The sequence below is a fragment of the Speluncibacter jeojiensis genome, from assembly GCF_029589495.1.
Classification (GTDB): Bacteria; Actinomycetota; Actinomycetes; order Mycobacteriales; family Mycobacteriaceae; genus Speluncibacter; species Speluncibacter jeojiensis.
In genome coordinates this window covers 85,890-103,569 of sequence record NZ_JAAIVF010000008.1, presented here as the reverse complement: position 1 = coordinate 103,569, position 17,680 = coordinate 85,890, and the positions used below count along the sequence as shown (strand labels likewise).

14 protein-coding genes are annotated in these 17,680 nt (G+C 69.9%); 8 read left to right on the top strand and 6 right to left on the bottom strand.

Annotation, left to right across the window (positions count from 1 at the left end):
• Positions 1-24 precede the first annotated feature (24 nt).
• The gene (locus G4X40_RS20880; protein WP_277835409.1) at positions 25-666 is read left to right on the top strand and encodes a TetR/AcrR family transcriptional regulator; all 642 of its coding nucleotides are present in this window, start codon (positions 25-27) and stop codon (positions 664-666) included.
• Between the two features lie 36 nt (positions 667-702).
• Here the strand turns inward: G4X40_RS20880 and G4X40_RS20875 are convergent, their stop codons facing one another.
• Positions 703-2,661: a DEAD/DEAH box helicase gene (locus tag G4X40_RS20875; protein WP_277835407.1), complete on the bottom strand. Its 1,959-nt coding sequence runs from the start codon at positions 2,659-2,661 to the stop codon at positions 703-705.
• Between the two features lie 282 nt (positions 2,662-2,943).
• Here G4X40_RS20875 and G4X40_RS20870 point away from each other — a divergent pair, with 282 nt between their 5' ends.
• Positions 2,944-3,690, top strand: coding sequence for a heme peroxidase (locus G4X40_RS20870; RefSeq protein WP_277835405.1), 747 nt, complete (start codon positions 2,944-2,946; stop codon positions 3,688-3,690).
• 17 nt (positions 3,691-3,707) lie between these two features.
• Here the strand turns inward: G4X40_RS20870 and G4X40_RS20865 are convergent, their stop codons facing one another.
• Complete coding sequence (locus tag G4X40_RS20865) at positions 3,708-4,925, bottom strand: polysaccharide pyruvyl transferase family protein (RefSeq protein WP_277835402.1); 1,218 nt, start codon at positions 4,923-4,925, stop codon at positions 3,708-3,710.
• A gap of 157 nt (positions 4,926-5,082) precedes the next feature.
• Positions 5,083-5,766 carry an alpha/beta hydrolase gene (locus tag G4X40_RS20860; RefSeq protein WP_277835401.1) on the bottom strand — a complete coding sequence of 228 codons (684 nt, stop codon included), beginning with the start codon at positions 5,764-5,766 and terminating at the stop codon, positions 5,083-5,085.
• A 245-nt stretch (positions 5,767-6,011) separates the two neighbouring features.
• Between G4X40_RS20860 and G4X40_RS20855 the strand changes: the two genes are divergently transcribed.
• From G4X40_RS20855 to G4X40_RS20845, 3 genes are all read left to right on the top strand, one after another.
• Positions 6,012-8,945 carry a vitamin B12-dependent ribonucleotide reductase gene (locus G4X40_RS20855; protein WP_277835399.1) on the top strand — a complete coding sequence of 978 codons (2,934 nt, stop codon included), beginning with the start codon at positions 6,012-6,014 and terminating at the stop codon, positions 8,943-8,945.
• A 220-nt stretch (positions 8,946-9,165) separates the two neighbouring features.
• Entirely contained in the window at positions 9,166-10,962 is a 1,797-nt protein-coding gene (locus tag G4X40_RS20850; RefSeq protein ID WP_277835396.1) for an AMP-dependent synthetase/ligase, read from the top strand.
• A gap of 126 nt (positions 10,963-11,088) precedes the next feature.
• Complete coding sequence (locus tag G4X40_RS20845) at positions 11,089-11,742, top strand: phosphoribosyltransferase (protein ID WP_277835395.1); 654 nt, start codon at positions 11,089-11,091, stop codon at positions 11,740-11,742.
• On the opposite strand, the gene G4X40_RS20840 is transcribed toward G4X40_RS20845, so the two are convergent.
• The gene (locus tag G4X40_RS20840; protein WP_277835393.1) at positions 11,708-12,499 is read right to left on the bottom strand and encodes a DUF427 domain-containing protein; all 792 of its coding nucleotides are present in this window, start codon (positions 12,497-12,499) and stop codon (positions 11,708-11,710) included. The genes G4X40_RS20845 and G4X40_RS20840 overlap by 35 nt on opposite strands.
• 209 nt (positions 12,500-12,708) lie before the next feature.
• Between G4X40_RS20840 and G4X40_RS20835 the strand changes: the two genes are divergently transcribed.
• A complete protein-coding gene (locus G4X40_RS20835) occupies positions 12,709-14,244 on the top strand; it encodes a cellulase family glycosylhydrolase (RefSeq protein WP_277835391.1) in 1,536 nt (511 codons plus the stop codon).
• A gap of 9 nt (positions 14,245-14,253) precedes the next feature.
• On the opposite strand, the gene G4X40_RS20830 is transcribed toward G4X40_RS20835, so the two are convergent.
• Both G4X40_RS20830 and G4X40_RS20825 read right to left on the bottom strand, forming a co-directional pair.
• Positions 14,254-14,757, bottom strand: a complete 504-nt coding sequence (locus G4X40_RS20830; protein WP_277835388.1) for a globin domain-containing protein — start codon at positions 14,755-14,757, stop codon at positions 14,254-14,256.
• An 85-nt stretch (positions 14,758-14,842) separates the two neighbouring features.
• Positions 14,843-15,481, bottom strand: a complete 639-nt coding sequence (locus G4X40_RS20825) for a TetR/AcrR family transcriptional regulator (RefSeq protein WP_277835387.1) — start codon at positions 15,479-15,481, stop codon at positions 14,843-14,845.
• Between the two features lie 106 nt (positions 15,482-15,587).
• Between G4X40_RS20825 and G4X40_RS20820 the strand changes: the two genes are divergently transcribed.
• The gene (locus tag G4X40_RS20820) at positions 15,588-16,898 is read left to right on the top strand and encodes a D-arabinono-1,4-lactone oxidase (protein ID WP_277835386.1); all 1,311 of its coding nucleotides are present in this window, start codon (positions 15,588-15,590) and stop codon (positions 16,896-16,898) included.
• 74 nt (positions 16,899-16,972) lie between these two features.
• Entirely contained in the window at positions 16,973-17,677 is a 705-nt protein-coding gene (locus tag G4X40_RS20815; protein WP_277835385.1) for a hypothetical protein, read from the top strand.
• Positions 17,678-17,680 lie beyond the last annotated feature (3 nt).

Here is a 17,680-nt window from a genome sequence, read left to right as displayed (position 1 = left end):
GTCGAACTCAACTAGACTGCGCCCATGGCCGCAACCCCCCGCTCCGACCGGCGCGCGCAGATACTCGGGGTCGCGGTCGAGATGCTGCAGACCGCATCGTTCGAGGATCTGGCGATCGACCGGGTCGCGGCCGCGGCAGGCGTGTCCCAACCGTTGCTGTTCCACTACTTCAAGAACAAGGCGGGGTTCCAGCACGCGGTGCTCGAGGCGTCGGCCACAGCGGTGATCGAGGCGCTCGTGCCCGGAGGGGATGCACCGGCGCCGGGACAGCTCCGCGACGGGGTCGAGGCGTTCGTCGACGTCGTGATCGCCCACCCGACGATGTATCGCGCCGTGATGCGGCTGGCGGCGAGCGGCGACGAGGACATGCGCCGGATCTACCGCGGCACCCGGATGGCCTTCACCGACCGGATCCTCGAGACCCTCGGCGGGCTCGGCGTGGCACCGACACCGGCGCTGTCCGCGGCGGTCACCGGGTGGCAGGCGTTCGTCGAGGAGGTCACGCTGTCCTGGGTCGACAGCGCGGGGGTCGACGACTCGGGGATGACCACGGATGCGATGACCCGCGACGAGTTGCTGGACCTGTGCGAGCGCGCGTTCTACCAGCTCTTGTTCGCCGCGAACGCGGAGACGCTCGCGGCGGCGGCGGACCCGGCCGCGGGCTGACGGCGCGGCGTCGCGCCCGCGGCGGGACCAGCTGACTCAGTCCCGCGGGCGCCGCTTGCCGAACTTGTCACCCGAGCCGGACTTGTCGCCCGAGCCGAACTTGTCGCCCGAGCCGGACCGGTCGCCCGAGCCGGACCGGTCGTCGCGCGAGAACTTGCCGGACTTCGGGTACCGGTCGTCGCGCGAGAACCTGTCGTCCCGGGAGAACTTGCCGCCCTTGTTGCGGTCCTTGCTGAATTTGCCGCCCGCACGGTCGGGACGACCGGCGCGCGGCCCGGAACGCTGCGACGGCGGCCCCTGGTCCGGGGTCAGCTGGATCAGTACGCCGGAGATCCGGGTGCTGCGCAGCGCGTCGAGGGTCTCGCGGGACAGGTGGGCCGGCAGTTCGACGAGGCTGTGGTCGGGCCGGATGCTGATGTGCCCGAAGTCGCTGCGGCGCAGCCCGCCCTCGTTCGCGATCGCGCCGACGATCGCGCCGGGGACCACGTGGTGCCGCTTGCCCACGGCGATCCGGTAGGTCGCCAGCTCGGTGCCGGTCTTGCGGTGATGCGAGTCCTCGTCGTCGAAGCGGCGCTGCGGGCGGTCACGCCGCTCGGGTCGGTCGCCGCGGTCGGGCCGCTCACGACGCTCCCGGACCGGACGCTCCGGCTCGGGCGGCATGAGGAACTCCTCGCCCTCGCGCGAGTGGGTGGCCAGTGCGGCCGCGATGTCCACCAGCGGCACGTCGTGCTCGCGCTGATAGTCCTCGATGAGCTTGCGGAACAGCTCGGTGTTGGGGGCGTCGAGGCTGGCGGTGATGGAGTCGCCGAACTTCGCCACGCGCTGCGCGTTGACGTCCTCGACCGTCGGCAGGCTCATCTCCGTCAGCGGCTGACGGGTGGCCCGCTCGATGGCCTTGAGCAGCCGCTGCTCGCGCGGCGAGACGAACAGCAGCGCCTGGCCCGAGCGCCCGGCGCGGCCGGTGCGGCCGATGCGGTGCACGTACGACTCGGTGTCGTGCGGGATGTCGTAGTTGACCACGTGCGAGATCCGCTCGACATCGAGTCCGCGGGCCGCGACGTCGGTGGCCACCAGGATGTCCAGACGACCGTCCTTGAGCTGGTCGATGGTGCGCTCACGCAGCGACTGCGGGATGTCGCCGTTGATCGCGGCCGCCGAGAACCCCCGGGCGCGCAGTTTCTCGGCCAGTTCCTCGGTGGCCGACTTGGTGCGCACGAACATGATCATCGCCTCGAAGTCCTCGACCTCGAGGATCCGGGTGAGGGCGTCGAGCTTGCGCTGATGGGCGACCGAGACCCAGCGCTGGCTGATGTTCGAGGCCGTCGCGGTCTTCGCCTTGACGGTGATCTCGCGCGGGTTCTTCAGGTACTGCTTGGAGATCTTGCGGATCACCGACGGCATGGTTGCCGAGAACAGTGCCACCTGCTTGGTGTCCGGGGTGTCGGCCAAGATGCGCTCGACGTCGTCCTGGAAGCCCATCTTGAGCATCTCGTCGGCCTCGTCGAGGACCAGGTGGTCCAGACGAGAAAGATCGAGCGTGCCCTTCTCCAGGTGGTCGATCACGCGACCCGGGGTGCCGACGACGACCTGCGCGCCGCGTCGCAGCCCGGACAGCTGCACCCCGTAGCTCTGGCCGCCGTAGATCGGCAGCACGTGCAGGCCCGGCAGGTGCGTCGAGTACTTGCCGATCGCCTCGGCGACCTGCAGCGCCAGCTCGCGGGTGGGCGCGAGGATCAGCGCCTGGGTGTGCTTGGCCGAGGGGTCCACCCGGCTCAGGATCGGCACCGCGAACGCCGCGGTCTTGCCGGTGCCGGTCTGCGCGAGGCCGACCACGTCGTGGCCGTCCAAGAGTGCGGGGATGGTGGCCGCCTGGATCGGCGACGGCGACTCGTAACCGACGTCGCTCAGTGCCCGCAGCACCCGCTCGTCTATGCCGAGATCGGCAAAGGTGGTGGTGTCGGTGTCCAACTCGGGGTGCTGCTCGGATTCACTCATTTGACCTGCATTTTATACCGATCATTCCGATGGTCCGGACGTGGCGGAGGCCACTCCGCGACCACCCTGGTCGACGGGACCCGGCGACGGGGTCAGGGAACCGTACAGATCCGCAGCCTACCGCCGCGCCTACCGGAGGTTGTCGGTGTTCGGTGCTAAGCCTGAATCATGGACCCGGCGAAGGCATCCGCGCCGCATGTGTTCCGGTGCTGCAACGCTTTCGCGCTCGACGGCGATAGGTCAACAGAAGACAGTTGAGACTCCAGCGACGGAGGCCTTGCGGTGAGCACGTCAGCCAATGAACTCGACACCATGATCGCATCGTGCCGTGACCGGTTGGGCGATCCCGCCGAGTGGACCGATCCCGACGAGTATCGCCACGACCTCGCGCTGTGCATCATCGACGCGGTGCAGTCGGCCGCCGCGCGCTACGACCGGGTGGTCCAGGTGGTGGACCGCTACCGTGCCTACCGTCGGGCCCGCGGCGCCGACACCGACCCCACCGACGGCGCCCGCGCGTTGCTGCACAGCTTCGAGGAGGTCGGCGGGTCGATGGCCTGGGCCGGCAAGATCGGCTGCTACAAACGGCGCTACTGCGACGACGAGGAGCCGCCCAGGGCCCAGAGCATCGAGGACGCCGCCGACCGTTTGTACCGCCTGCGGATCGACTCGGCCGAGGACCTGCGCGCCGCGGCGGGCCGGCCGGCCCTGCTCGCCGAACTCGAGCGGGCCTGGCTGTCGGTGTCCGACGACATGGACGAGGCCAACTGGCAGTACTTCCTTTCGCTGGCGGGGGTGCCCGGCCGGCAGCAGCACGGGTCGGACTCCAGGTTCGTCGCGACCGCGCTCGGCCGCGACCAGGCACCGACCGCACTGACCCGCGAACTGATCCACGCCGCCGCCGACCACCTGCAGCTGTCCGCCGCCGATCTCGATCACGCGATCTGGCGGTGGGAATGCAACAGCACCGACCGGGTCCCGCTTCCGGAGTCGACGGGCGACCGCCGGCCGCTGCGCGTGGTGGCCTGAGGTCGGGGGGCCTGGGGTCAGGCGCCCTGGGACCGGCGCACGCCGCGCCGGATCCGCGACGACCACCTCGGATAGATCCGTTCGGCGAGTTCGCGTTTGCCACGCCGCAACCGCTCCACGTCGCGCCGCTCGAATCCGCCGCTATCCGGCGGCCGGATCGGCAGTTCGCTCTCCGTCGTCGCGCCGTCGAGCAGGGACCACCGCGACCCCGCCTCCTGCAACGAGCGGTGCTTGACCGGGTAGTAGTCCGCACGTCCGCTCACCGCCAGGCCGCTGACGCCGGCCGCCGCGGCCAGCAGATGCGGGTGGAAACGCGTGCTGATCCAGACCTGACCATGACGCGCGGGCAGCCCCCACCGCCAGAGATCGGTGAACGGGGTGAAGTGGGCGCCGTCGAGCAGCGGTCCGAGCCGGTCGTACACGATCCGGTCGACGCCGGGGATGCCCTCGACCACGGCGACCTCATCCCCGCGGATCCGCCACCGCTCGATCAGGTCCCCGACCAGCGCGACCAGCCCGTCGACGCCGCGACCACCGGCGAAGTCCTCGACGAGGTCGGTCTGCAGGCACAGCACGTAGCGCCGGCGGGCGGCCTCGGTTTCGGCGTCGTAGACGCCGTGATCGCGGATCCCGAGCCAGGCGTCGTCCCCGGTGAAGGACCGGGTGGAGACCGAGTCTCCGAGCAGTTCCCACGACGGCGTGTCCCGCACATCGAAGATCTCGCACGCCCGCGCGAGGGACCGGATCAGCTCGGCCCACTCGTCGTCACCGCCGGGAGCCAGTCCCTGGCCGGTGGCGACGAGGCGCGCACCGGACCGCTGCGCCGCCGCCACCGCCGCGGCCAACGCCGGCAGGTGCTGCGGCCACACCGCATTGAGATAGCCGCCCCCGATCACGTGCACCGTCTGCGCCCGCCCGAGCAGCTCGATGCCGTCCACGCACCGGCACAGCAGTCCGGGCTCGGCGACGACCCGCCGCGCGAAGTCGACCGCCTCGGCCGTCGGTCGCTCGCGCACCTCCGCGCAGATCCGCCACACGGTGTCGACGAACCGCACCCGCGGATGCGTCGGGTGGTGGAGCACGGCGGCCTGACCGGGGTTCGGGCAGTCGACGACCACGTCGGCGTCCGGACGGACCCGGGCCAGGCGGCGCAGCCACGCACGAGTGATGAACTCGTCGCCGAAATTCGGGTTCCCGGCGAGCGCCACCAGATAGATCACGTCACGGTCGGGCACGGCACCTCATCGTCGGCAGGGAGTGGCTGGGACCTCCGCGACCCTAGGCGCGAAAGCTGTCGGCGGGCTGTGCCCACAACTCCGTTCGCCTGTCAGGCTCCCGTGAGATGGCCGACAACATACCCCCGAACTGCCGGTCGACAGAAACGGCCGACCCTCATACCCGCGCGCGCAGGAAGTGCAGCACGTCGTCGGCGACCTCCCGGTGCACCTTCTCGTGCAGCAGGTCGTGTCCGGCATCGCGGTATTCGATCAACTCGACGCCGGCGACGGAGCCGATCCACTCGCGCACCCCGTCGATCGGGATGATCCGGTCGTCGGTGCCGTGCAACGCGAGGATCGGCACCCCTAGCCCTTCCAGGCCGTGAGCGAACCGGGCGCGCAGCTCCGCATCCGCCTCGGTACGCCGGGCGGCCGCCTCGGGGTCGGCCGCGCCGCGGCGCCGGGCCGCCCCGATCGGGGATCCGCACAGCACGACCGCGGCGCAGTCGGCCGGGTCGTCCAGTACCGCCGTCATCGCGGTCGCCGCGCCGAGCGAGTGCCCCATCAGCGCCCACGGGAGGCCGGGCCGGGCGGCGCGGGCGAGTTGAACCAGCCGCCGCGAGTTCTCCGCCAGCTCGGACAGGGCCGCGACCTCGCCCAGGTCCCCCTCGGTCATGCCGTGCCCGACATGGTCGAGCGCCCACAGTTCGACGCCGCCGCCGCGCAGGTGTTTGGCGAAGCGGTGATAGTGGCCGGTGTGCTGGCCGAGACCGTGCAGGAACACCAGGACGGCGCTGGGGTCGTCGACCTCCCATCGGCGGTAGAAGACCTGCCCCGAGACCCCGGTGAAGAACGGCATGCCTCGATTGTGCGCGCCCTCCGGCCGGACGTCGGGCAGCGTCCCGGGCGAAACGCCGCCGGCGCGACGCGCGGCGTGAAACGCTTGCGGAAGCCTCCGCGCGGTTCTAGCGTGTAACCACAAGATCTAGTGGTTACACCGATGTGAGTCATCCACAATTTGGGGTCAGTCGACGCATCGACCGTCCGGCTTCCGATGCGCACACCCTCGGCCCCCGCGTGCGCGCGAGGAAGGATCCGGCACCGATGAGTGAAACCCGGCAGCATTCGACCGAGGACCGCGCGGCGAGCAACGGGAGGCCGGGCACGCGCTCGGCCGCCGAGCCCGCCCTGCCGGTGTACCCGCCGGACGGGCTCGTGGTCGAGCGGGTGTTCACCTCCCCCGGCGTGCACCCGTACGACGAGGTCAGCTGGGAACGCCGCGACGTGGTGATGACCAACTGGCGCGACGGTTCGGTCGTCTTCGAACAGCGCGGCGTCGAGTTCCCGTCGTCCTGGTCGGTCAACGCGACGAACATCGTCACGTCCAAGTACTTTCGGGGTGCGGTGGGCACCGACGCGCGCGAGTGGTCGCTGCGGCAGCTGATCGACCGCGTGGTCCGCACCTACCGCGACACCGGCCAGGCGCACGGCTACTTCCGCGGCGAACGGGACGCCGAGGTCTTCGAGCTCGAGCTGACCTGGATGCTGCTGCACCAGGTGTTCAGTTTCAACTCCCCCGTCTGGTTCAACGTGGGAACGGCCTCGCCGCAGCAGGTTTCGGCGTGTTTCATCCTCTCGGTCGACGACACCATGGAGTCGATCCTGAACTGGTACGGCGAGGAGGGACAGATCTTCAAGGGCGGGTCGGGCTCGGGGGTGAACCTCTCGCGGATCCGCTCGTCGAAGGAACTGCTCTCGTCGGGCGGCACCGCGTCGGGTCCGGTCAGCTTCATGCGCGGGGCCGACGCGTCGGCCGGGACCATCAAGTCCGGCGGGGCGACCCGGCGCGCCGCGAAGATGGTCGTCCTCGACGTCGACCACCCGGACATCGAGGAGTTCGTCGCCACCAAGGCGCGCGAGGAGGACAAGATCCGTGTGCTGCGCGACGCCGGGTTCGACATGGACCTCGGCGGCGCGGACATCGCCAGCGTGCAGTATCAGAACGCCAACAACTCGGTGCGGGTGTCTGACGAGTTCATGCGAGCCGTCGAGGACGGCACCGGGTTCGGCCTCCGCGCGCGGACCACCCACGAGGTGACCGACACCGTCGACGCGCGAAAGCTGTTCCGCGACATCGCCCAGGCGGCCTGGGAGTGCGCCGATCCCGGCATCCAGTACGACGACACCATCAACGATTGGCACACCAACCCCGAGACCGGCCGCATCACCGCGTCGAACCCGTGCTCGGAGTACATGAGCCTGGACGACACGTCCTGCAACCTGGCCTCGCTGAACCTGCTCACGTTCCTCACCGATGACAACGGGACAGACGACACGCGCTTCGACACCGCGACTTTCGTCAAGGCCGTGGAACTGATCATCACCGCGATGGACATCTCGATCTGTTTCGCGGACTTCCCCACCGAGGCGATCGGCACCAACACCCGCGCCTACCGCCAGCTCGGCATCGGGTACGCCAATCTCGGTGCGCTGCTGATGGCTTCGGGCCACGCGTACGACTCCGACGGCGGGCGCGCGCTGGCCGCCTCGATCACCTCGCTGATGACCGCCACCGCGTACCGGCGCTCGGCCGAACTCGCCGGCGTCGTCGGCCCCTACGACGGCTACGCGCGCAACGCCGACGCGCATGCCCGGGTGATGCGCAAACACGCCGCGGCCAACGACGACGCCCGCCGCATGCACGCGATCGACCGCGAGGTGTTCGCCGCCGCCACCACCGAGTGGGCCGAGGGCAACGCGCTCGGCGAACGCAACGGCTGGCGCAACGCCCAGGCCAGCGTGCTCGCACCCACCGGCACGATCGGGCTGATGATGGACTGCGACACCACCGGCGTCGAGCCCGACCTGGCGCTGGTGAAGTTCAAGAAGCTCGTCGGCGGCGGCTCGATGGAGATCGTCAACCAGACGGTGCCGCGGGCCCTGCACGCGCTGGGCTACGGCGAGGAAAAGATCGAGGCGATCGTCGAGTACGTCACCGAGCACGGTCACGTCGTGGACGCGCCGGGGCTGCGACCGGAGCACTACGAGGTGTTCGACTGCGCGATGGGCATCCGGGCCATCCGCCCGATGGGCCATGTCCGGATGATGGCGGCCTGCCAGCCGTTCCTGTCCGGCGCGATCTCGAAGACCGTGAACCTGCCGGAGTCCGCGACCGTCGACGAGATCGCCGAGGTGTACCAGCAGGGCTGGAAGCTGGGGCTCAAGGCGCTGGCGGTGTACCGGGACAACTGCAAGGTCGGACAGCCGCTCTCTGCGGGCAGGTCGGCGAAGGCGCAGTCGGACGGCCCCGAGTCCACCACCACCAACGAGTCCGCCGCCACGGGGTCCGCGGTCGCGGGCCCGCACGGGGTGCTGCCCACCCGCAAGCGACTGCCCAAGTCGCGCCCGTCGCGCACGACCTCCTTCACAGTCGGCGGCGCCGAGGGCTACATGACCGCCGGTTCGTATCCGGACGACGGGCTCGGCGAGGTGTTCCTCAAACTCGGCAAGCAGGGCTCGACACTGGCGGGGGTGATGGACGCGTTCTCGATCGCGATCTCCGTCGCGTTGCAGCACGGGGTGCCACTGGAGACCTACGTGCAGAAGTTCACCAACATGCGCTTCGACCCGGCCGGCATGACCGACGACCCCGACATCCGGATGGCGCAGTCGATCCTCGACTACATCTTCCGCCGCCTCGCACTCGATCACCTGTCGGTCGAATCACGTGCGGCGCTGGGCATCTTCACCGCCGAGGAGCGCACCCGACAGGTCGAGACCGGCTCGTACACTGCCGAGCCCGCGACCCCCGACACCGAGGCCGTCGACTTCGAGACGCTCGCGCAGTCCGCGCCGACGTCCGACGACCCGGAGGCCGACTCCCCCCGTCGCGGGGCGCACAGTTCCACCGAACTGCTCGAGTCCATGACCGGGTCCTCCGCCGACGCGCCGCTGTGCATGACCTGCGGCACCAAGATGCGTCCGGCCGGGTCCTGCTTCGTCTGCGAGGGTTGCGGCTCGACCAGCGGGTGCAGCTAGCGGATGCGGCCGGCAACGGCGGTGCGCCGCGCTTCCGCGACCGGGATGGGGGCAGATACCGTACCCATGAGTAACATCATCTCCGCTGCCTGTGACCGTCATCGCCCCCTCACCCGGAGCATGACGCCAGACACACCAGGATCGTGGGTTCCGCTAGGGTTTTCCGACCACAGCGGTGCCCGCGGTCACCGCCTACACCCGTATCCCATAGGGGGTTCTCGTGCGTGAGTTTGTTGTCCCGGCGCCGTACACCGTCGAGAAGGAGGCATCGCTCGCCGATACCGTCTTCCGATTCGCCGCGGACTGCCCGACCCATGTGCCGTTCCGTCGACTGGTCGGCGGACGCTGGGTCGATGTCAGCGCGGCCGAGTTCGCTGCGCAGGTCACGGCGGTCGCCAAGGGGCTGATCGCCGGCGGCGTCGAGCACGGCGACCGGATCGCGATCATGTCGGCGACCCGATACGAGTGGGTGCTGCTCGACTACGCGATCTGGACCGCGGGCGGCGTCACGGTCGCGATCTACGAGACCTCCTCCGCAGACCAGGCCCGCTGGATCCTGCAGGATTCCGGCACCAAGATCCTCGTCGTCGAGCACGAGCGCAACGCCGAGGCCGTCGCCGCCGTGGTTGCGGAACTCGACAACGTCGGCGAGTTGTTGCAGATCGACGGCACTCCGGGCGCCATCGACCTGCTCGTCGAACGCGGCAAGGACATCACCGACGAGCAGGTCCACCAGCACCGTGCACAGGTGACCTCCGAGGATCCGGCCACGCTGGTCTACACCTCCGGCACCACCGGCCGCCCCAAGGGCGCCCAACTGACCCATTTCAACCTGCTCGCCGAGTCCGCGTCGGTCAAGGATGCACTCGGCGACATGATGGTCGAGGGCAAGAGCACGCTGCTGTTCCTGCCGATGGCGCACATCTTCGCCCGTGTCATCTCGGTCGCCTCCTTCGAGACCAAGATCCTCGTCGGACACTTCGCCGACATCCCTCACCTGGTCGAGAACTTCGCCGTCTTCAAGCCGACGTTCGTGTTGTCGGTGCCGCGTGTGTTCGAGAAGGTCTTCAACACCGCCAAGCAGAAGGCCGAGGACGGCGGCAAGGGCAAGATCTTCGGCGCCGCCGAGTCCACCGCGATCGAATACAGCGAGTCCCTCGACAAGGGCGGGCCGTCGCTGCTGCTCAAGCTCAAGCACCTGCTGTTCGACAAGCTGGTCTACGGCAAGCTGCGCGCCGCGCTCGGCGGGCAGTGCGAGGCGGCGGTCTCGGGCGGCGGGCCCCTCGGCGCCCGGCTCGGCCACTTCTACCGCGGCGTCGGCGTGACCATCTACGAGGGTTACGGCCTGACCGAGACCACGGCTGCGGTCACCGTGAACAGGCCTGGCTCGCAGCGCGTCGGCACGGTCGGACAGCCGGTGCCCGGCAACGGCGTACGCATCGCCGACGACGGCGAGGTGCTGCTGCGCGGCGACGTCGTGTTCTCCGGCTACTGGCACAACGAGGCGGCCACAGAGGACGCGATCCGCGACGGCTGGTTCCACACCGGCGACCTCGGCTCCCTGGACAACGAGGGGTTTCTGTCGATCACCGGCCGTAAGAAGGAGATCATCGTCACCGCCGGAGGCAAGAACGTGGTGCCCAGCGGTCTCGAGGACACCCTGCGCGCCCACGCGCTGATCAGCCAGGCGCTGGTGGTCGGCGATGCGAAGCCGTTCATCGGTGCGCTGATCACCCTCGACCCGGAGGCGGTGCCGGGGTGGATGGAACGTAACGGCAAGCCCGCCGACCTGCCGATCGAGAAGCTGGTCAAGGACGCCGACCTGATCGCCGAGATCGACGCGGCGGTCAAGCAGGCGAACCAGGCCGTGTCGAAGGCCGAGGCGATCAAGAAGTTCAGCGTGCTCACCGTCGACTTCACGGTCGAGACCGGCGAACTGACCCCGACGCTCAAGCTCAAGCGCAAGGTCATCCACGAGTCGTTCGCCGACGAGATCGAGGCGATCTACAGCAAGTGATCGGCCCCGTGTGCCCCGCCCGCAGTCTGCCGTCGCAGCCTCGGGCGGGGCACACGCGCATCCGCGTCGATGTCCTGCTCCGGGAGTACGCTTCCAAGTGAGCGTCGAGACACCTCGAGGCCGATCATGTCGTATCGCAATCGTGTGGACGCCGGCCGGGTCCTGGCCACCGGGCTCGACCATCTGGGAGCGTCCGAGCCGCTGATACTGGGGCTCCCCCGCGGTGGCGTGCCGGTGGCCTTCGAAGTCGCCCGCGCGCTCGGCGCCCGCCTCGACGTCATCGTGGTCCGCAAACTGGGCGTCCCCCGCGATCCCGAACTCGCCATGGGCGCGCTCGGCGAGGGTGGCGTCCGGATCCTCAACCCCGACATCATCGGTGGCGCGCGCATCGACCCCCAGACGCTCGAGTCGGTCACCAGGCGCGAGCAGGCCGAACTGGACCGGCGGGTCGCGTTGTTCCGGTCGGGCCGAGCGCGAACCCCGTTGCGGACGCGGACGGTGGTCGTCGTCGACGACGGCATGGCCACCGGCGCGACCGCCGAGGCGGCGTGCCGGGTGGCCCGCGCCGACGGCGCCGACCGGGTGGTGCTGGCGGTCCCCGTGGCCTCACGCGAGGCCGTGGCGCGGCTGCGCCCCCACGTCGACGAACTCGTGTGCCCGCTGGTCCCCGCCCAGTTGATGGGCGTCGGGGCGTGGTACCTGGACTTCACCCAGACCGACAGCGAGGACGTCTGCCGGCTGCTCGCTACTCCACCGCGCTCCCGTCGACCAGCGTCGTGATGCCCGGCCCCGCGAAGCAGTACCGCCCGGCGACCGCACGGGCCTCGTCGTAGGGCTCCGCATAGCGCCACGCCGCGTCCTCGACGCCGTCGACGCTGACATAGGTGGCCTCGCCCTTGTAGGGGCAGAAGGTGCGAGTCTTGCTCGGCGACAACGCAACCCGCACGTTCTCCACGGGCACGTAGAACCGCGGCGGAAGTCCGGTCTCGAACAGTGCGACCGAACGGCGACTCTCCGCGAGCACGGTGTCGCCGCGACGCACGAGCACGTGCCGTCCGCTGGGGCGGCAGTCGACGCGATGGAACGGGTCGCGCGGGTGCCCGTGGACCGGCTCGTCCTCCTCCCACCACTGGTCGGGTACCTCGAAGCGCAGCGAACAGAGGTCGGCGAGGACCTCCATCCCCTCGATCGGTTCCGGATACGACCACACCGCGTCCTGCGCGATCCGGTCCCCGACCATCAGATGGTGATAGCGCGCGACGCCCTTGAACGGGCAGGTGGTGACCGTCTCGCTCGGCTTGAGCACACCGGGGGCGAGATCCGAGAACGGCAGGTAATAGACCGGTAGCAGACCGGTCTCGTGCAGCATCACCGCCGCGGTGGTCTCGAGCACCGTCATGCCGCCGAAACGGGCACGCAGGCGCTTGTGCACGGGATGAGTGAAGACCGCATGCCCTGGCAGCCCCGACCACAGGTCACCGTTGATCCGGCCACCCGACGGCCTGGCGAGGGGGCCGATGCCCAATGTCAACGCCACGGCTCCCAGCGTAGGCCGATCGGCGGCAAAGCACAGCGGCGCAGACGGGGAAGGCGACGGGGAGGGCACTGGCCCCGCCCGGAATGCACAGGCGCGCGTCGTGATCGGCGCGTTCGGCGCCCCGGACCGTCCGGGGATGGTAGACACTGTGCAGCCGATCAGGACAACCGTCCAGGTCGCAGTCGCATCGTCAGGAGACCGCACCGGCCATGTCCTCCCGCCGCACCCCGACCGTCTCCGCGCGGATGCTGACCGTGCTCACCGCGGCGGCAGCGCTCGTACTCGGATGCTGGTCGCCGGCGATCGCCGGGGCCGCACCCGGATCGTCGCCGGACACCCCCGCCGGGATCGCCGACACCGGCCGCTGGCTGACCGACGCCGAGGGACGCGTGCTGATCACCAGCGGCGTCAACATGGTCGCCAAGAGGCCGCCGTACGCGCCCGACGCCCTCGGCTTCGGCGACGACGACGCCGGGTTCCTCGCCGACAACGGATTCGACAGCGTGCGACTCGGCGTGATCTGGAAGGCGATCGAGCCGCAGCCCGGCGTCTACGACGACGCCTACCTGGCACGGATCAAGGGCACCGTCGAAACACTTGCCCGACACGGCATCTCCTCGCTGATCGACATGCACCAGGACCTGGCGAACGAGCGTTTCCAGGGCGAGGGCATGCCCGACTGGGCGGTGCTCGACGACAAGATCCCCGCGGTGCCGAAACTCGGCTTCACCTTCAACCAGTTCACGATGCCCGCGCTGCTGACCACCTACGACAACTTCCTTGACAACCGGCCCGGACCGGGCGGCGTGGGCGTGCAGCACCGGTTCGCCGCGGCGTGGGCGCACACCGCCGGCTTCTTCCGCGGCACGCCCGGCGTGATGGGCTACGACCTGTTCAACGAGCCGTGGCCGGGCAGTTCCTACCCCGCCTGCCTGCTCGGCGTGTGCCGGTCCGCGAACGAGCGCCTGACCGACCTGCACCACCGGGTCGCGCGGGCCATCCGGACCCAGGACCCGAACACCACGCTGTTCTACGAACCGTTCTCGCTCTCGAACACCGGTCTCCCGCCCAACCCGGGCACCGCCGGCGACCCGAACGAGGCGCTGTCCTTCCACGACTACTGCACGCTCGCGGCCCTCGGCAGCGGGTCGGCGGGATCAGCCGGTTCCCCGGGAACCGTGTGCAACCCGTTCGACTCGGCAGTCTTCGCCAATGCCGAAGCACACTCGCGCGCCACTGGATCGGGTTTGCTGCTCACCGAGTTCGGCGCCACCGACGACGAGTCGGTCCTGGCCTCGATCGTGGACCGGGCTGCGCAGAACCGGGTCGGCTGGCAGTACTGGGCGTACTGCGGATGCGACGACCCGACCACCCAGGACCTCGCCGGCCAGGCCCTCGTGCTCGACCCCGCGAAGCCGCCCACCGGGGACAACGTCCGCTGGAGCAAGGTCCGCACCCTCGCCGTCCCCCACCCGCGCCTGATCGCCGGCACTCCCGAGTCCTACGGATTCGACCGCGCGAGTTCGACACTGCGGGTGCGGTATTCGACGGCGCGCGCGGACGGACGCGGCAGCTTCGGCGCCGGATCGATGACCACCGTCGCCATGCCGCAGATCGAGTACCCGACCGGCTACACGGTCAACGTCATCGGAGCAGAGGTGGTCTCCGCCCCGAATTCCCCTGTGCTGCAGGTCCGCAGCGCCGCGGGCGCCCAGCGGGTGACGCTGGTCGCGACACCGGCGTGACCGGCCGGGTCAGCGGTGTTCCGCCGGCGCCATGACGTCGGCGGCCGCCGTGTAGACGCCCAGCCAGGCCTGCGCGAGCCGTGGGTTCCACACGGGCCCGGACAGATGCTCGAGGGCGGCGAGCAGGCTCGCCCCCACAACCGGATAGTGCTCCGGTCGCACCCGATAGCGCCGGTGGCCGAAACCCAGGCGCCGCAGGTACACCGCGAGCGAGTCCGGATCCTCGAGCCCCTCGGCCAGTTGCAGCAGGCTCTCCACGAAGCGATCGGTCTGCACCCGCATCGTGTCCGGGAACATCGCCCGCAGGGCGGGCTCGGCGTGGAAGAGGTGTGCGTAGAAGTACTTGCCGATCCGATCGGCGCGCGGCCGCAACATCGCCGCGTTCTCGCGTACCAGTGCGACATCGGCAGGATCCAGACGCTCCACAACCACCCCAACCACTCCCACGTCGGCGGTCTCGGGCAGCACGAACAGCACCCGGCGCGCCGACATCGAACCGGGTGTGATCGGCACCGACCGTACCCGCCTCGGGATCAGCCCCGACAGGCAGGAGTTGATCTTGATGGGGATCGCCGCGCTCCGGCGTCGGACGCGACGATCACTCGGCCGGAGCGGCCAGCCCCACCACGAGTTCGAGGACGTCGTCGAACTGGGCCAGCGCGGCCTCGCTGTCGCGGTCGACGAGCCAGCGCAGGACGATGCCGTCGATGACCGACAGGCTCAGCCGCGCGACGTGCTCGACCGGCCGGATCCACCGGGTCCCGGTGCGCGCGGCGCAGTCACGTAGGAACGTGGTCGCCTCGGCGGTGTTGAACTCGTACTGGCGCGTGGCCAGCCCGCGCGACTCCTCGGACCCACCCCGCAGCGCGTAGGTGGTGATCTCGTAGGTGAGCAGCTGCACGTTGGCGGTGTTCTCGATCAACTGCCACATCCCACGGATCCCGGCGCGCAACATCTCGCGCAGCGCCTCGGCGCCCCGGTCGCCACGGGCCGCGTCGCCGGCCTGCGCGAACGCATTCCGCAGCGCGCCGGACAGGTCCGTCACGATCGTCTCGATCGCGGCGGACATCAGCTCTTCTTTGTTCTCGAAGCAGTAGTGCACCACACCGAGTGACACGCCGGCATCCTCGGCGACCCGCCGGATGGTCACCGAGCCGATGCCGTCCTGTTCGGCTCGGGCCAGCGCCGCTTGGACGAGCTGCACCCGGCGTTCCTCGGCAGGCAATCTCGAAAGCATGGCCTGAGTAGATACGGCCCGGTGACATCGTGTCAAACAAACCGGCGGTCACAATTACCGTGACGAAAGCATTGACTTGAACAAGCGTCCACATAGTATTACCGGTGTGGAATCGACCATTTGGCGCAACTGGGCGGACTGCGCCCAGGCCCGACCGCACCGCATCAGCACCCCTGCCACCGTCGACGCGGTGCGGTCCGAGGTACTCCGCGCCGCGGAGGACGGCCTACGCGTCAAGAGCGTAGGCGCCGGACACTCCTTCACCTCGTGCGCGGTCACCGACGGTGTCCTGCTCGACCTGGACCGGCTCGTCGGCATCGAATCGGTCCGGCCGACCGAGGGCGGCACCCTGGTCACCGTGTTCGCCGGAACCCGCCTGCACGAACTCAACCGGATGCTGTGGAGCCTCGGGCTGGCGATGACCAACCTCGGCGACATCGACGTCCAGACCGTCGCCGGCGCCATCTCCACCGGAACCCACGGCACCGGCGCACGCTTCGGCGGACTGGCCACCCAGGTGCGCGGCGTCCAGGTGGTCACCGCCGACGGCTCGGTGCTCGACTGCGACGCCGACAACAACCCGGAACTTTTCGAGGCGGCCCGGCTCGGACTGGGCGCGGTCGGCATCCTGACCAAGCTGACCCTGCTGTGCGAGCCGGCGTTCGCCCTGCACGCGATCGAGGCCCCGGACACGCTCGGCGCCACCCTCGAACGCCTCGACCACGACCGCGACTCGGTCGATCACTTCGAGTTCTACTGGTTCCCGCACACCGACCGCGTACTCACCAAGCGCAACACCCGGCTGCCGCGCACCGCGAAGATGGCGCCGCTCAACCCCGTTCGCGCATACATCGACGACGAGTTGCTCTCCAACACCGTCTTCGAGGGCGTCAACCGGCTGGCTGCGCGGCGCCAGGACCTGGTGCCGTCGATCAACCGGCTCTCCTCCCGGGTGCTGTCCGCGCGCGAGTTCACCGACCGCAGCTACCGGGTCTACGCGTCGCCCCGCCGCGTGCGGTTCCGCGAGATGGAGTACGCGATACCCGTCGAGGCGCTCCCCCGGGTGCTCGCCGAGCTCGGTCGTCGCCTCGAGCTGTCCGGCCACAAGATCAGCTTCCCCGTCGAGGTCCGCTTCGCGCAGGCCGACGACGTCTGGATGTCGACCGCGCACGGACGCGACAGCGCCTACGTGGCCGTACACCAATACCACCGGCTCGACCACACCGCGTACTTCCGGGACGTCGAGGCGATCATGCGGTCGGTCGACGGTCGCCCGCACTGGGGCAAACTGCACCAGCGCACCGCCGACGACCTGCGTCCCGCCTACCCCCGCTTCGACGACTTCGTCACCGTGCGCGACAAGGTCGACCCGGACCGGATGTTCGGCAACGAGTACCTCGAGCGTGTCCTGGACTGACACCGGCAGGGCCGACGCCGCGAAGCCGGCGGCCCGTATCCTGGCGGCACGACAGCAGGACGGTGGGAGGGCCGGTGGCCAGGAACTGGTTTCGACCAACGGGTGACGCGCATCCGCTGCTCGCCGCCCTCGACAAGGGCATCGCGGTGCCGACCCCGGTCATCGTCGAGTCCGTCGCACGGATCCGTCGGGCACACCCCGATGAGCCGCCGGCGCTGATCCTCGCCCGGCTCGAGAAGCGGTTCCTGGACACGGTCACCTCCAGCGGCGCCGCCGTCGGCGCGGCGGCGCCCATCCCCGCCGCCGGCACCGGGACCGCACTGGCCGCGGTGGGCGGCGAGACCGCCTTCTTCATGGCGGCCGCCGCCCTGCTGACGCTGTCGATCGCCGAGGTGTACGGGCTGCCGGTCGAGGACGTCGAACGCCGCCGCACGCTGGTGCTCGCGGTGGCCCTCGGCGACTCCGGCACGATGCTGGTCCAGCGGGCGATGGAACGGTTCGGCAACGGGTGGCTGACGGTCCTGTATCCGGGTCAGGTCCCCGGCACCGCGGTCCGCGTGGTCAACAGCGCGCTGGTGCGCAAGTTCGCGCTGAAGGTGGGCACCAAGCAGGGCCTGGTCACCCTCGGCAAGCTCGCGCCGATGGGCATCGGCGCGGTGGTCGGCGCAGGCGGCAACCGCTCGCTCGGGCACGTGCTGATCCGCAACGCGCGCAAGGCATTCGGCCCGCCGCCGGCGAACTGGCCGACACCGGGGCCGCCCGCCCAGCGCCCGGTGTAGATG

Bases quoted from the DNA above. Each gene is read 5' to 3' on its own strand.
- G4X40_RS20880 (WP_277835409.1), top strand. From the start codon at position 25: ATGGCCGCAACCCCCCGCTCCGACCGGCGCGCGCAGATACTCGGGGTC.
- G4X40_RS20875 (WP_277835407.1), bottom strand. From the start codon at position 2,661: ATGAGTGAATCCGAGCAGCACCCCGAGTTGGACACCGACACCACCACC.
- G4X40_RS20860 (WP_277835401.1), bottom strand. From the start codon at position 5,766: ATGCCGTTCTTCACCGGGGTCTCGGGGCAGGTCTTCTACCGCCGATGG.
- G4X40_RS20855 (WP_277835399.1), top strand. From the start codon at position 6,012: ATGAGTGAAACCCGGCAGCATTCGACCGAGGACCGCGCGGCGAGCAAC.
- G4X40_RS20845 (WP_277835395.1), top strand. From the start codon at position 11,089: ATGTCGTATCGCAATCGTGTGGACGCCGGCCGGGTCCTGGCCACCGGG.
- G4X40_RS20835 (WP_277835391.1), top strand. From the start codon at position 12,709: ATGTCCTCCCGCCGCACCCCGACCGTCTCCGCGCGGATGCTGACCGTG.
- G4X40_RS20825 (WP_277835387.1), bottom strand. From the start codon at position 15,481: ATGCTTTCGAGATTGCCTGCCGAGGAACGCCGGGTGCAGCTCGTCCAA.